The sequence below is a fragment of the Sunxiuqinia sp. A32 genome, assembly GCF_052690465.1.
Map to the genome: position 1 here is coordinate 46298 of NZ_JBQYLI010000007.1, position 14560 is coordinate 60857.

Annotated in this window: 13 protein-coding genes; 4 read left to right on the top strand and 9 right to left on the bottom strand. The window is 37.7% G+C overall.

What is annotated here, in order from left to right:
- On the top strand, window positions 1-739 hold a 739-nt coding region (locus tag ACUNWD_RS08930), incomplete at its 5' end, for a hypothetical protein (protein WP_445587451.1).
- A gap of 236 nt (window positions 740-975) precedes the next feature.
- On the opposite strand, the gene ACUNWD_RS08935 is transcribed toward ACUNWD_RS08930, so the two are convergent.
- Window positions 976-3852, bottom strand: a complete 2877-nt coding sequence (locus ACUNWD_RS08935; RefSeq protein ID WP_445587452.1) for a CHAT domain-containing protein — start codon at window positions 3850-3852, stop codon at window positions 976-978.
- A 140-nt stretch (window positions 3853-3992) separates the two neighbouring features.
- Here ACUNWD_RS08935 and ACUNWD_RS08940 point away from each other — a divergent pair, with 140 nt between their 5' ends.
- Window positions 3993-4124 carry a bacteriocin gene (locus ACUNWD_RS08940; protein WP_445587453.1) on the top strand — a complete coding sequence of 44 codons (132 nt, stop codon included), beginning with the start codon at window positions 3993-3995 and terminating at the stop codon, window positions 4122-4124.
- A gap of 190 nt (window positions 4125-4314) precedes the next feature.
- Here the strand turns inward: ACUNWD_RS08940 and ACUNWD_RS08945 are convergent, their stop codons facing one another.
- The 7 genes from ACUNWD_RS08945 to ACUNWD_RS08975 form a co-directional block, all read right to left on the bottom strand.
- Entirely contained in the window at window positions 4315-5451 is a 1137-nt protein-coding gene (locus ACUNWD_RS08945) for a THUMP domain-containing class I SAM-dependent RNA methyltransferase (protein WP_445587454.1), read from the bottom strand.
- Window positions 5452-5457: 6 nt separating this feature from the next.
- Window positions 5458-6399 carry a serine O-acetyltransferase EpsC gene (epsC, locus tag ACUNWD_RS08950; RefSeq protein ID WP_445587455.1) on the bottom strand — a complete coding sequence of 314 codons (942 nt, stop codon included), beginning with the start codon at window positions 6397-6399 and terminating at the stop codon, window positions 5458-5460.
- Window positions 6377-7315, bottom strand: coding sequence for a cysteine synthase A (gene cysK / locus ACUNWD_RS08955; RefSeq protein WP_445587456.1), 939 nt, complete (start codon window positions 7313-7315; stop codon window positions 6377-6379). Before cysK ends, epsC begins: the two co-directional genes overlap by 23 nt.
- 128 nt (window positions 7316-7443) lie before the next feature.
- Window positions 7444-7980: an AAA family ATPase gene (locus tag ACUNWD_RS08960; RefSeq protein ID WP_445587457.1), complete on the bottom strand. Its 537-nt coding sequence runs from the start codon at window positions 7978-7980 to the stop codon at window positions 7444-7446.
- The gene (pnuC, locus tag ACUNWD_RS08965; protein ID WP_445587458.1) at window positions 7970-8575 is read right to left on the bottom strand and encodes a nicotinamide riboside transporter PnuC; all 606 of its coding nucleotides are present in this window, start codon (window positions 8573-8575) and stop codon (window positions 7970-7972) included. Before pnuC ends, ACUNWD_RS08960 begins: the two co-directional genes overlap by 11 nt.
- 3 nt (window positions 8576-8578) lie before the next feature.
- A complete protein-coding gene (locus ACUNWD_RS08970) occupies window positions 8579-10186 on the bottom strand; it encodes a S41 family peptidase (RefSeq protein WP_445587459.1) in 1608 nt (535 codons plus the stop codon).
- Window positions 10187-10348: 162 nt separating this feature from the next.
- On the bottom strand, window positions 10349-11572 hold the full coding sequence (locus tag ACUNWD_RS08975; protein ID WP_445587460.1) for a Rid family hydrolase: 1224 nt from the start codon (window positions 11570-11572) through the stop codon (window positions 10349-10351).
- Window positions 11573-11799: 227 nt separating this feature from the next.
- Here ACUNWD_RS08975 and mnmA point away from each other — a divergent pair, with 227 nt between their 5' ends.
- On the top strand, window positions 11800-12978 hold the full coding sequence (gene mnmA / locus ACUNWD_RS08980) for a tRNA 2-thiouridine(34) synthase MnmA (protein ID WP_445587461.1): 1179 nt from the start codon (window positions 11800-11802) through the stop codon (window positions 12976-12978).
- Window positions 12979-13255: 277 nt separating this feature from the next.
- On the opposite strand, the gene ACUNWD_RS08985 is transcribed toward mnmA, so the two are convergent.
- Window positions 13256-13900 carry a hypothetical protein gene (locus ACUNWD_RS08985; RefSeq protein WP_445587462.1) on the bottom strand — a complete coding sequence of 215 codons (645 nt, stop codon included), beginning with the start codon at window positions 13898-13900 and terminating at the stop codon, window positions 13256-13258.
- Between the two features lie 535 nt (window positions 13901-14435).
- On the opposite strand from ACUNWD_RS08985, the gene ACUNWD_RS08990 reads away from it, so the two are divergent.
- Window positions 14436-14504 (top strand): aminomethyltransferase beta-barrel domain-containing protein, encoded by a 69-nt coding sequence (locus tag ACUNWD_RS08990; protein ID WP_445587636.1) that lies wholly within the window; start codon window positions 14436-14438, stop codon window positions 14502-14504.
- Window positions 14505-14560: the final 56 nt, after the last annotated feature.

Consider the following 14560-nt stretch of genomic DNA (forward strand, 5'->3'; position numbering starts at 1 on the left):
GTATCTGAACGACGAGCTTTCTGAAGAAGAACTGGCATCTTTCGAAACAGAATTAACAAACAACCCTGATTTGGCAGCAGAACTGGAGCTTTACAAAGACATAGATTCTGCCGCACAGGAAAACGATATCATGGGCCTTCGAGCCAGACTGGATTCCATCAGCAAAGATGTAGTTAAAGAAAAACGCAAAGAGCGCTCATTTGCAGCCATGCCGGCTTCACGGGTTGCCATTGCAACGATCGCAGCCTCGCTGATGTTGATCTTAAGTATTGCAGGAATCATCAGTCGCAGCCATAAAGCTGCCAACGAAACCGAATTGTACAGTCAGTACTACGAAGCATACCAGGCAACTGGGATCTTCCGTTCAGGAGATGCCACTCTGGATACCAAGCTAACAAAGGCTTTGCACAAGTTCAATGATCAGGACTATGAAAGTGCACTGAACTTGTTCAGCGAAGTACTTGAGCAAGACAGCAACAACCCGGTTGGTAACTTCTACTCAGGAGTAGCATTCCAGGAAACCGGTAAATTCAATCAGGCCATCGAATCTTACAAAACAGTTGTCAAAAACAAAGACAACCTCTTTGTAGAGCAGGCAGAATGGTACATTGGACTGTGTTACCTGCAAACAGAAAACAGGAAAAAAGCTTATAAACAGTTCAAAAAGATAGCCGGAAGCGATAGTTTCTACCAGGAAAAAGCATCAGCAGTACTGAGAAAAATAAAATATTTCGAATAAAATTTTAAACCTGAATTCTAATAAGAAAAATAATATAAAAGATTGTTAGCAAAAATGAACGGTTAATACTTACAATAATCCTTAGTTCAAAGTTCCTTAGTTCAATTATCATCGTTCAACGTTCATTTTTTTCACGGTATCTGAAATGAAATTCCAAATTATCCTTAACGTTCAGGAGTAGTAATAACGGATACCTTCCTTTGCAAATAAAGTTTTATAAAATAAATGGTTAATGGCTAAAAGCCCGGTTTACGCCGGGCTTTATTTTTGCGGTAAAATTGATCGACGATAAATAATATTACTAATCCAATGATTACTAAAATGAAGTAAATTTCCTTTCCAAAATACAATGGATCCGGATTACCAACCGCCACATAACCAAGCCAATAATGAGGATGAGCCTTTAATGGATCAGCTTTTTTAATATGTGCAAGTTTAGCTAATCGTAATGCTTCATTTTTTCCTTTTCCTTTTGAGATTAATCGATAGAAATCATGCATTATCTGTGCTCCTGATTCATCTTCAACCTCCCAGAGCGTCATCACAATTGAAGGACAACCAGCATATAAAAAGCCGCGAGCTAAGCTCATAACACCTTCTCCCTTTTGTAATTTACCACTTCCCGTGTTACATGCGCTTAAAACGGCCATACGAGCCTTTAAATCCATTGTGTATATCTCATTGGTATTCAACCACCCGTCTTCCGAATCTCCTGAATGTGGGCTTGAAAACGCCAATTTTGAAAACATTGGCAGTGTATCATTGATAATAGTGTGCATGGCCAGGTGTAAAATATCGTATTCAGGAGCTAACTTTTTAAACTCTCCTTCCAACGCCATGGAATCTCTGAACACATCTGCAGAAAGAAAATCCCCAATAGAAGCAACCTCCTTGTCTATACCTGGTATGGGTAGCAATGATGTTCGAACAGAATCTGAACTACCTGACGATGTGTAACTTGGAGCGAATGCTAATAAATCTTTTGAAGCCTGTTTGTCGTTTTCAAAATAATTAAACAACAAGGTCGCTGAGTAGGTATAACTTATAGAATAATCGTTAACCAAATATGGTAAATTCCTAAAATTCAATTTAGTAGTATCGGAAAGTGAAGAAAGCATCGCATCAAAAGGAATGTAAGATAATTTATCATCTGGCACTACAATGAGCTGTTTTCCTTCAAAAACTTCCGCTTGAGGTTTAATGAGTTCTGAATAAAGATTATAAGCCGATTTTACATACCCTTTGTAATCATTCAAACCTGTATACAAGTAATTAGGACTCGCCAGAAAGCTATATAGATACTCAATGTCTTCCACGAATCCATAATCAACGTTATTCGTAATGAAGTTTATATCATCTTTCGTGATAACAAATCTAAAAATCTGCCCTTTGTCGTCTCTGTCAATTGGCTCTCCTATTAAAAATTCTACAAGCGCTTCCTTCTCCGACAACCCCATCCTAACCTCTTCTACATCAACCACTTCATTCAAGTATTTAAATGAATAATAATTGGGAAAAGAATCTTCAAACAATTGTACCAATTGTTGATATTGCTCGCTCAACTGAAATATTTTTGAATTATAAAACGCAATTTGAGCTGAATCTGGATCATCATTTTGATTCTCTTCGAATAACATTTCTCGGTAGTTTGAAATATTTATCTTGAAGTAGTCTTCTCTATTTAATAAACTATCAGGAATACCGCCAAATTCTTTTGCTTTAGAGTCACGAGCTGCAGCCAGAAAACTAGCAGATTTACTTTTTTCCGCAAATTCAAATCCCTTCTCCGCATATGCCTGATCTCCGGTAAGTTGAAATAATTTGTAGGTAATATTAACGGCTTCAATAAACGTAGCATCCTGATTTTCAGCCAAAAAGAATTTACTATCTTCGGATACAAAACCAGTCCTTATTTGATGCACTAATTCTGTAGCTAATGAAATTGATTCCAGTGCAGACAAGTAATTATTTAAGGCTTCTTCCTTATTTGCTCCAGATAAATCCAAATCAGCTAAAACCTCAAAACTATGAGCCTTTTTTTTCATAATTTTCAATAACTGAATCTCTGAAATTGCAAGATTAATTGCGGGATTCTCATTAATATTCCGTGATTCAAAATTTTCCGTTGCAGAGATAATAGCCTCTTGGTAATACTCCATGGCCGTCAACAAATCCTCTCTCTTTTTGCTGTTAAAATCTTGAATACCTGCAGCTTCCGAATTTCTTGAAAAATAATAATCAGCATAATTAATCATCACATCACTATACTGCAAACTCTTTTTAGTGAAATATTTTTCAAGAATACCTGCAGACAATTCATTGTATTCAAATGCATCCTTAAAATCACCAATTGATAAAAGGAAGCTAGAATAATTAACATATTCAAGACCAAGTTCGTAGTGATCATCCCCTTTTATTTTCTTTAAAATATTTAGTGTCTTTTGATAATACTCATCCGCTAATTCAAGTTCATTCATCTCATTATAAATACGAGCTAACAAACTATAATAAAACGACTTAACCTCATCATCCACAAATTCAATATTTTTTTTGCAGCTCTGAATTGCACGATCATACTGATTTAATAAAAACAGCCCTTCAGCAATATTATAAGTAACGTTCTCGATTTGACTTTCATAGCGAATTGAGTCATTTTTCAAAACTCTCAAGGCAGCACGTTGAAATTCATTGCTTTTGACATAATCACCTTGAAGCTTATAGACTGTACCAAGATTAGTATATACTAACCCAAGCCGTGGATAATTCTCTGAGAAATTACTAATTAAAATGCTTTCAGCTTTAAGATAGTTTTCAATAGCTTTATCATATTCACCCAGATTTTTCAGTGGAATCCCAAGATTTATAAGCGGAGTAACAATCTGGGTGCTGTTTTCGCCAAAAATCTTTGTTGTATAAAAAAGACTTTTATTAAAAGAACTAATTGATTCTTCAAAATCTCCCTTCCTAAATGCTTGAACTCCTTTTCGGTTATATTCTAGAGACTGTAAACTATCCCTATTAAAGGTTGAAGTTTCATCAGACACACCGTAGGAAAAGAAAAATTTCAGAAAAAAAACAAAAAAAACAACAACACCCAATAATCTCTTTTTCAAACACTTACACATATTCGCCAAATTATTTTTACTTTTTTTTCATTTTTGGTGGGGTTACCTTTTTTCCTTAATCGGGATAAAGAAGCGAACAAAGGATAATTAAGGAATTTAAAAGTATTAACCATTAAAACTTAAAAGTAATGAAAACTTTATTTGCTAACAACGAAAACAACGTATTTGCTTCTTTTGAAACATTAACTAAAGAAGAATTAAGTGAAGTAAAAGGTGGTATTTCTCGTGATCTTGACACATTCGTAGAAGATTTTGAATAAACATCACTAAAGTTATCAAAACTATAAAACGCACAATATTTGTTGACTAAGCTCCTGTATGATAGGAATTAATGAGTCCACTGTGTATTTTATCATTTTCAATCGTTCTTTGAGCAGAGTTCTTGTAAAGAGAATCATGCAGAGCAGAAAAGCAAGGTGTATATAGTTAAGATAATAACAACAAAGTTTACTAAGAAGATTTTTTAGAGCCCTTATAAAGCTCATATTTTCTAAAGCTACATTGTAGCGAACCGTTAAGAAGAGGAATTTTTACCGTGGGTTTTAACCCAATTGATTTTAAACAGGCATTTGTACTAATCATCCAGGCAGTATAACCATTAAAATGGTGTTTCAAACGCTCGCCGATCATTGAGTAAAATGCTTCATCACCAGACAAAATTCGTTCTCCGTATGGAGGATTAAAAAGCAAAAAAGAAACGTCATTTTTCTTTTCTGCAACGCGAAAATCGGCAATATTAAGCCGTAAAATAGAATCAACATTAGCTTTTTCGGCATTTCTATATGCCAAATCAATATTTTCGCGGGAAATATCTGATCCATAAATTGAAAAATTCAACGACTTGTGATCTTTTTCATTTTTAATTTCTTCAAAAACTTCAGAATTAAAGTTTTTCCATTGCTGAAAAGCATATTTCTTTCGAATTTCACCAGGTAAAATATTTTTAGCCAACATTGCAGCTTCAATTGCAATTGTACCAGAACCACACATTGGATCCCAAAGTGATTCATTTTGATTCCATCCCGAAAGCTTAATCATACCAGCAGCAAGCACTTCACTAATCGGAGCTTCATGATTTCCTGAACGATACCCCCGTTTATGTAGAGAATCGCCACTACTATCAAGCGATATAGAACATTGATTATTAGAAACATGCAAAGTAATTACAACATCAGGATTTTTGGGATCAATTGAAGGACGCTTCCCGCTAACTCTACGAAACCGATCAACAATAGCATCTTTTACTTTCAATGAAGCAAACATTGAATTGCGAAACATGTCTCCAAAAACCTTACTCTGAACCGCAAATGTACGATTCGGATCAAAAAAATCTTCCCACCGTATTTTACCAGCCTGGTAATACAAATCATCAACCTTATAAATTTTAAAGTCGCGTAATGGAACTAAGATTTTCAATGCCGTGCGCAATGAGTAATTTGCACGGTAAACCATTTCCAGATCTCCCGAAAAATAAACAGCTCTGCGCGCTACTTCAACGTTATCTGCACTTATAGCAATAAGCTCCTCAGCTAAAACCTCTTCCAATCCAGCATAGGTAGTAGCAACAATTTGATTGTATTTTGTCATGATAATTTATATTCCAGCACCATCCGCAAAAGACGCCTCACGTGCTTTAAATTGAACAATTTTTGAATTAGGAGGTACATTATTTGTAACCCAAACGTTACCTCCAATGATTGAGTTTTTGCCAACAGTAATCCGTCCCAATATTGTAGCTTGAGCATAAATGATGACATTATCCTCAACAATTGGATGACGTGGAACTCCTTTTATTGGATTACCATCTTCATCTAATGGAAAGCTTTTTGCACCGAGTGTTACTCCCTGATACAGTTTAACGTTATTCCCTATAATACAAGTAGATCCAATAACAACGCCTGTTCCATGATCAATTGTAAATGCCTCACCAATCTGAGCTTTTGGATGAATATCAATTCCTGTTTCAGAATGTGCCATTTCACCAATAATCCGTGGGATTAACGGTACACCCAATAATAATAACTGATGCGCAATACGATAATTTGAAATTGCTCGAATTGCCGGATAGCAGAAAATTACTTCTGCCCTACTTTTAGCGGCAGGATCACCAACAAATGCAGTTTCTACATCACCCACTAACTTTCTGCGAATTTCCGGTAAAAATTCTATAAAATCAGATGCTAGTCCTTGTGCAAACCTGCTCCTTTCCTGAAAATCAACCTCCTCAGGTTTTTCGCAAGTAAAGCAGAGTCCGGCAAGAATTTGCTCGGATAGTAATTCGAAAAGTTCGTCTACATAGACGCCCATATAATGTTTTATGGTATTTGGACGAAGGCTCGTATTACCAAAATATCCAGGGAAAAGGATTTCCCGAATCATATTTACAATTTTTTCCAACTTATCAATTGAAGGAAGTGGCTCACCTAACCGATGCTCATGACATACCAAATCATAGCTACTAGGATTAGCTAATGCACCGACGGATTTATTAATTTTTGCTAATATTTTATTTTCAGATTGCATCTCTATTTTCATTAAATAAGGTTGTACTTAAATATCTCTCACCGGTATCACATATTACCACAACAATATGCTTTCCACTATTTTCTTTTCTTTTTGCAATTTCCAAGGCAGCATATACATTTGCCCCTGAGGATATTCCACAAAAAATACCTTCTTCCTTCGCCAACGCACGAGCCTGTTCGAATGCATCCTCATTCTCAACCAAAAATATTTCGTCGTAAATAGTTGTATTTAAAACTTTTGGAATAAAACCTGGCCCAATCCCTTGAATTTTATGAGATCCCGGTGCCTGTCCCGATAAAACAGCAGAATTTACTGGTTCCACAACGACACTTTGTACTGATGACTTCTTTTCTTTCAAGATTTCAGAGACACCAGTAATTGTACCTCCTGTTCCCGCTCCTGCTACAAAAATATCAACCAGACCGTCCGTGTCATTCCAAATTTCAAGCGCCGTTGTCCGACGATGCATTTCAGCATTCGCTTCATTTTCAAATTGCATGGGAATAAATGCCTTTGGAAGCTGAGAAGCCAATTCTTCACTCTTCTCAATTGCCTCACGCATTCCTCCTTTTGATGAAGTAAGAATTAATTCTGCACCGTATGCTTTTAAAATCAGTCTTCTTTCATAAGAAACACTCTCAGGCATTACAATCTTTAATTGATAACCTTTTACCGCACAAACCATTGCCAGACCAATGCCAGTATTTCCACTGGTTGGTTCAATTAAAACAGTGTCTTTATCAATCAAACCATCGCTTTCAGCAGCTTCAATCATCGCCAAAGCAAGTCGGTCCTTAACTGATCCGCCCGGATTTTGTGACTCTAATTTTGCATATACCTCGGCACAACAACCTTCTGTAACCTTATTCAGTTTCACTAGAGGAGTATTTGCAATCAGTTTTGTGATGTCAGATGCTATTTTCATGAGTCACGTTATAATTTTTTAATAATGTAATGATTGAGAATAAATATTGAGAGCTTTATATTGAAAGCAAAATTCTCCATTTTTTAAGTGAAATGCAAATGTAATTAAGCGCCGGTTTAAATAGAAACCTACTTTAATACTTTCTCGAATTGGTGAATTGCATTAATCGCACATTTTAAGCGATCTTCTCCTTCACCTGCAACTTCCATAAAACACTCTTCCCGTAAGGTTAGTTCTTGTTTATATCGATTAAATAATTTAATCCGTTCATCTCCCCCATTTTCACGCAATGGATCAGGTTTCCACTCGATATCCGGAAGACATAGCAGATACAAGTCAATTGGATTATTCGCTATCTCTTCTTCCAACCAATCGGGAAATTTATGATACACCCACTCAAACCACACTTTTGTTATAATTAACCAGGTATCGAAAAAAACATATTTCCCGTCAAAAGCTCTTGATTGCTGATACTGCTGAAGCTGTCCCCGAACGATATTCTCAACATCCTGATAGTTATAAATACTCATTTTCCTGCCATCCAAATATTCCCGAGCGTATTCAGGATAAAAGATACCACCAAAATGATCAGCCAACTGCTTTGACAAGGTACTCTTCGCTGTTGATTCAGGTCCAGTAACTGCTATTCTAATTTCATGACTCATTTGCGTTTCTCCAATCTCTTTTCCAACTGAAATAACCAAGCACTGCCATGATCGTGTACACTACAAAAAGGAATACCGTTGGCCAAAGTTCTTTCCAGGCATATAACACGGTAGACATAAAATCTACAAAAATCCAGATCACCCAATGCTCAAGATATTTGCGAGCCAACATCCAGGTAGCAACGATACTAAAAGCGGTTGTAATTGAATCTCCTACCGGAACTGGTGAATCTGTGTAATTTTTCAATCCGAAGATAAAAAGCAATACCAATAAAATACTAACGATTCCAACTGGCAAATAATATTTTTTTGGCATTTTACCAACCGGAATTTGCTCGCTGTTCTGCGCGTAACTGCCTTTTAGCCAGTGATACCAGCCATAAATACTAATACCGACATAATATACTTGCAATAGCATGTCGGCATAAAACTTCGCACTTAAAAATACATACACATACAAAGCCGATGTGAGTAGTCCGACTGGCCATGTGTAAATACTTTGACGAATTGAGAGAAATATATAAACGAGCCCAAGGACAGTCCCTGCAAGCTCAATGTAGTTTTCAGCTATCCAGCTCAAATATTGTTCAGGCATTTGCTATTTTTCAACAAGGAGTTTTTCATAAGCACTCTGATCTTTTAAAACTAAAAGTGCTTCTTTAATTACATCCGAATCATCATTTACAACCTCATAATAAAACCCTGGTCCGAACAAATCACGGGCAATAAGCGCCTTGACCTGCCTAATAATATTTGAACGTGCAAATTCCAAACTTTCCTCGTCCTTCTCAATTTCCTCTTTTTCACCTTCCGCAACCATCTTATCAATAAGAGAATCATCAACCTTAAACTTTTCACTAAAACTTGAATAATCAGCGTACTTTTTTGTCAGCTCATCTCTATTCATATCCAAATAATCCAGAACAACGGTATAAACTATATTTTTTCGAAGCAGTTGGTTGTAGTATTTATAATGAGATGAAGTGTCCATAGGAACAAAAATATCCGGCATCACACCACCACCTCCATAAACTGTACGTCCGTTTTTAAGCGTTTCAAAAACCTGGTCCTTATCAAAATGAACGCTATCTTCAGAGAACAACTCTCCGGTTTCAAAACGGTTCATGTAATCTTTCCGGTATTCTTCAACTCCATCTTCATAAGCTTTCTGAATACATCGTCCGCTTGGAGTATAGTAATGAGCTGTGGTAAGACGCACCATTGAGCCGTCATTTAAAAAATAGGGTTGTTGCACCAGTCCTTTTCCAAAAGACCTTCTTCCGATTACTACTCCCCTATCCCAATCCTGAATAGCTCCTGAAACAATTTCACTGGCCGAAGCAGATCCCTCGTCAATTAAAACGACCAACTTACCTTGTTCAAATTCACCTAAAGCAGATGCTCGATAATCTTTTCGGTTGCTATTCTCGCCTTCAGTATAAACGACCATTTTATAAGCACCTAAAAACTGGTCGGCCAATTCAATCGCTGCTTTTAAATAACCGCCACCATTTCCGCGCAAATCCAAAACTAAATTTTGAAGATTATTTTGCTTTAGTTCCTTGATTGCCTCAAAGAATTCATCAGTTGTAGTGGCTGAAAAGCGGTTCAGCTTAATGTATCCGGTTTCATCATTCAACATATATGACGCATCCAGGCTGTTAATTGGAATTTTATCCCGAATAATCAGAAAATCCAATAGATCGGCATCGCTTTTCCGCTTAATTTTCAAGTTCACTTCGGTTCCCTTATCGCCCCGAAGCATATCAAAAACATCACTGTTTTTTAAACCAATACCGGCAATATCTTTTCCATCCACGTTCATGATCCGGTCTCCTGCCCGCAAACCAACTTTCTCCGAAGGTCCGCCAGGGATTGTTGTCACCACCATCAAGGTATCCTTAAAAATATTGAAAGAGATTCCAATCCCTTCAAAGCTACCCTTCAAAGGTTCATTCATCTTTTCAACTTCCTCTTTCGAAATATAAACTGAGTGCGGGTCCAATTGTGTTAAAACTTCAACAATTGCCTTTTCGGTTAGTGACTCAATATTCGTAGTATCAACATAATAACTATCAATGAGGCGGAGTAGCCTGCCAAACTTCATGGTATTTTCAGTTACATCTTGTGCAAACACCGTAGTAACTGATGCCACCATAATTATTAATAGAATTAAGCCCTGCCTAATTTTTTTAATTTTATCCATCATCTTTCTCCTTAATAAATTTAACGCTTAAAGATATAACAATATGAACCGTTGCCCAAAAACACCTCTATTAATAAGTGTTAAAGACTTGTTTTCTTAAATTTTCAGGTAGGATTTTTCGGCTATTTATATAAACAAACAAATGGAGAAAAAGCTTAAAAACTAAAAACAAGGGAAATCCGTCTCCACCTTTTTGATTGCAATTCCTTCAATTTCGACCAACCAGGTAGGCCTACAAACCGGAGCATGCAAAATTACGTAGGGAATTTCAGGATAAAGCTTCTGCACCAACCGATCAACCTTTTCATAATCAGATTGATTTCGCAGGTACACAAGCAACATTGATAAATCGGCTACACTGCACTTGGCTTCTGTTAATAAAGCATTGATATTTTCAAATACGCGATAAGTTTGCTTTTCAACATCATCGAGAAAAATAACTTCACCTTGGGTATTAATACTGGCTGTGCCCGAAATATACACGTGTTTCCTATCCCCGTATATAACTTCGGTTCCCCGCTCAAAAGTAACACCATAACGATGAGTAGGACACATATTATCAGAAGCAAGCAAAAATCGGATTTGTTCGGGAAAAATTCCTGAAACTGAATAGGCATCCATCGTAACTTTCAAATCTGAATTTTCATGTTTGCCAGCAATACCTGTTGAAGCAATATAGTGAGTTTGCTCAGTAAGCCCCTGTTCTTCAAATATTCCTTTTCTTCCAATCACCACATCTGTGTAGTTATTGTCAATATCATCAACAAACAGCCAGGTTCGTATTGCATGATTATAAATATCTGAATCAGCTTGCTTTAAATAGCCTATATAATTATTGAAAATTGTTTCTGTTTGCTCACAAACATTTTGGTTCTCCTCACCCAGCATGTTGGCAATCCATATGTGCTTCAATCCGTTTGATTGAAAAACTTTGCCAAAACTATTTTGCTCAACCGACTGATTTCCTTTTACATCGTAAACCCATAAAACCATTCTTGCGTCAGACAATGGTTTCTGTTCTATCACGGAAATAAAATCTCGTTTTTCTTCGCCAAAATACTCAGGAAAGTTTGTTCTCAAAATTGGTAGCTGCCTTTCTGTATCGCTTAAAAGCAATCGCAAAAATAACCTGCAGCCCTTATTGAATCCATTTTTATACTCCAGTTCTTCAAGCTCTTGAATTATGGTAGTCCAGGAATCAACATCGTTCAAATTTCCCGAAGGATGAATGATCGCATGCAATTCTATGGATGAGGATTCATCCCCAAAAATTGCCAATTGAGACTTTACATTACTTTTTATGTACTCCTTTTTTGTTATTCCCTGAACATGTGTTTGGATTACATCACTTTCATCTGCCAAAAATTTGTCATCAAAACCTTTCACTCCACGTCAATTTTTTGGTCGCCAATAGGAGGCCAGTTTCTAAAAGTGTTCAAATATAAGTTTTTTATAGTGGCTGGAAGATATCATTTATCAGTTTTTGAAATCTTCACATTCAGACTGAGAATTGCCTAATTCCATTTTTCATTCTACTTTTGTCGCTGGGAAGATTGAAGGACTGATTAATTGATGGACTGAAGGATTGATGGTTCGAATTTGGAATTAAAAAAATGAAGAAAGTAGTTATAGGTTTATCTGGTGGAGTTGATTCGAGTGTTGCAGCATACTTGCTTAAGGAACAAGGGTATGATGTAACTGCTTTGTTCATGATTAACTGGCACGACCGCACCGGAACGCTTACCGGACAATGCACCTGGGAAGACGATGCGTTAATTGCTGAGATGGTTGCCAAAAAACTGGATATGCCATTTCATATTGTTGACCTAAGCAAAGACTACAAAAAGCGGGTGGTCGATTATATGTTTGATGAATACAGCAAAGGACGCACTCCAAACCCGGATGTGCTGTGTAACCGCGAAATCAAATTCGATATTTTCCTTGATGAATGCATAAAATTTGGTGCCGATTATGTGGCAACCGGGCATTATTGCAGAAAAAGCGAAATTGAAAAAGACGGAAAAACAATTCATCAATTGTTGGCCGGAGTCGACAATAATAAAGATCAGAGTTATTTTTTGTGCCAGCTCAACCAGGATCAGTTAAGCAAATCACTTTTCCCTATTGGGCATTTGGATAAACCTGAAGTACGCAAGATTGCAGCCGAACAAGAACTACCAACTGCCACTCGCAAAGATTCGCAGGGGATTTGCTTTGTTGGAAAAGTTGATTTGCCAACGTTCCTACAACAGCAACTGGAAGCAAAGACCGGTAATGTAATTGAGGTACCGGCCGGTTTCATGGAAAAGAAAAAGCAGGTTGATCAAACTCCAGACAATTTCAAGAAACTTTGCTTTGCCTATCCCTACAAGCCATGGAATGGGAAAGTGATTGGCGAGCATCGGGGTGCACATTACTACACGGTAGGCCAGCGGAAAGGCCTTAACATTGGTGGATTTCAAGAGCCTTTATTTGTAATAGGCACCGACGTAAAGCGCAACATTATTTACGTTGGCGAAGGGGCTGAGCATCCTGGCTTGTACCGTCCCGGACTGTTTATCTCGAAAGAAGAAACGCATTGGATTCGTACAGACCTTAAAATGGAAGTTGGTGAGATTCGAAAATACGATGTACGTATTCGTTACCGCCAGCCATTGGAAAAAGCCACCCTTTACCAATACGAAGAAGGTATCTACATGCTGTTTGATGATGAGCAACGGGGCATCACTTCCGGTCAATTTGCTGCCTGGTACGATGGCGACGAGTTAATTGGATCGGGAGTCATTGCCTAGATCGGAACAAGGAAAAGGGAGAAAGGAGACGGGAAAACGGAGAAATCAATCAATCAATCAATCAATCAATCAATCAATCAATCGTAATCATTTCACCTCATTTGACAACGTCATTCCGAACTTGTTTCGGAATCTCCGTCATTAAGTAACACCATATTAAATATTGAAAAACACGAGCTCCTGACACAAAAAAAAGCGGATGGCGTCCACCCCTGAATACCATCCGCAAACGATCGCTAGCACGATCGCGAAAAATCAATGAAACATTGATGACTACTTATGCCCTCACAAGAACTCCTAATTTTTCGAGTAATTGTGGTTTATCTGATAAAGCGATTTTTGAAATAGCTATTAAGTCACGGCAATAATCTTTTAATTCTTCCATTTTGGCATTTCTGTCTTGTGTTGCCTGCTGGGCCTCCCCTTCTTCAATGCTACGCTGGCTTTTCAATTGCTCCAAGGCATCCAATTCATCCATGCAGGCCTGCAAAACTTCTTCGGTTACGCCATACCTCGTTAGCAATGCAGTAGCTTTATTGTTCTTTTTCAGGTTGTCGTACATTTTATAGGCCGAAAGCTTCCAATCGTCGAAAGGAGTATAAGTCAATACCGAAGGAATCAGGTCTTGCAAGGCTGTATTTTGCCGAAATGCTACCCTGGCAAGCTTGCAAATACGGGTGTATTCATTTTCGGCCTGTTCCCTTAATTCAAAGAAACTGTCGTTTATTTCACGAACATCCTGCTGTTCTTTACTTTGAGCTGCAAAAAGGGCCAGTGTGTCCTGGTACAATGTTTCACCGCCTTGCAATTCTTCATCGGTGTAGCCAAATGGTGCCAACGCCAGTTTAATGTCGTTATCTGCCTGTGCATTTTGAACAGTAACACGGCAGTCTTCTAAAATTTCTGCTAATTTTTTTCCCATGAGGAGTGGTTTTTAAAGATTAAACATTTGTTTTTATTCTATTTAGGGTGAAAACGAGCAACTAATTTATTGATTAATAAACAAAAAGTCAATACCATTCACTAAATTCTCTCAGATAGGACAAAATAACGCCCGGCACCAACAAAATACCCCTCGGCTTCGCCTTAAAGGCATTGGGATTCGACCAAATACTGTTAAGCAACACAAAAATGCCATTCGGCTGGGAGAGAAAGGCACCCGGCGACAACGAACTGGCGTTGGGAACCGACAAAATATAGTTAAGCAACATAAAAAAGGCGTTCGGCGACGCCTCAGAGGTTCTCGGTGGCGACAAAATACCATTTGGCAACGACAGAATATAGAAAAGTCGTGAGTTGTGAATTACGAGTTGCTGGATGCTCGATACTGGATTTTGAACAACCAATCGAAGCTACGAACGCATGGTCACGACAGGTCGTGACCATATACTTTCTAATACTAAAAGTTTTATGGTTGTTATAAATGACAAACGAGGGGTAGCGGTTGGCAACGGGGTATCACTTCCGGACAGTTTGCAGCCTGGTATGATGGCGACGAGCTAATTGGCTCCGGGGTTATTGCCTAGATCGGGAACAAGGAGAACGGAGAAGGGAGACAGGAGACTGTCAATCATTGTCATTG

Excerpts from the sequence above, each read along its gene's own strand:
- ACUNWD_RS08940 (WP_445587453.1), top strand. The coding sequence starts at position 3,993 with ATGAAAACTTTATTTGCTAACAACGAAAACAACGTATTTGCTTCTTTT.
- ACUNWD_RS08945 (WP_445587454.1), bottom strand. The coding sequence starts at position 5,451 with ATGACAAAATACAATCAAATTGTTGCTACTACCTATGCTGGATTGGAA.
- epsC (WP_445587455.1), bottom strand. The coding sequence starts at position 6,399 with ATGAAAATAGAGATGCAATCTGAAAATAAAATATTAGCAAAAATTAAT.
- cysK (WP_445587456.1), bottom strand. The coding sequence starts at position 7,315 with ATGAAAATAGCATCTGACATCACAAAACTGATTGCAAATACTCCTCTA.
- ACUNWD_RS08960 (WP_445587457.1), bottom strand. The coding sequence starts at position 7,980 with ATGAGTCATGAAATTAGAATAGCAGTTACTGGACCTGAATCAACAGCG.
- pnuC (WP_445587458.1), bottom strand. The coding sequence starts at position 8,575 with ATGCCTGAACAATATTTGAGCTGGATAGCTGAAAACTACATTGAGCTT.
- ACUNWD_RS08970 (WP_445587459.1), bottom strand. The coding sequence starts at position 10,186 with ATGGATAAAATTAAAAAAATTAGGCAGGGCTTAATTCTATTAATAATT.
- mnmA (WP_445587461.1), top strand. The coding sequence starts at position 11,800 with ATGAAGAAAGTAGTTATAGGTTTATCTGGTGGAGTTGATTCGAGTGTT.
- ACUNWD_RS08985 (WP_445587462.1), bottom strand. The coding sequence starts at position 13,900 with ATGGGAAAAAAATTAGCAGAAATTTTAGAAGACTGCCGTGTTACTGTT.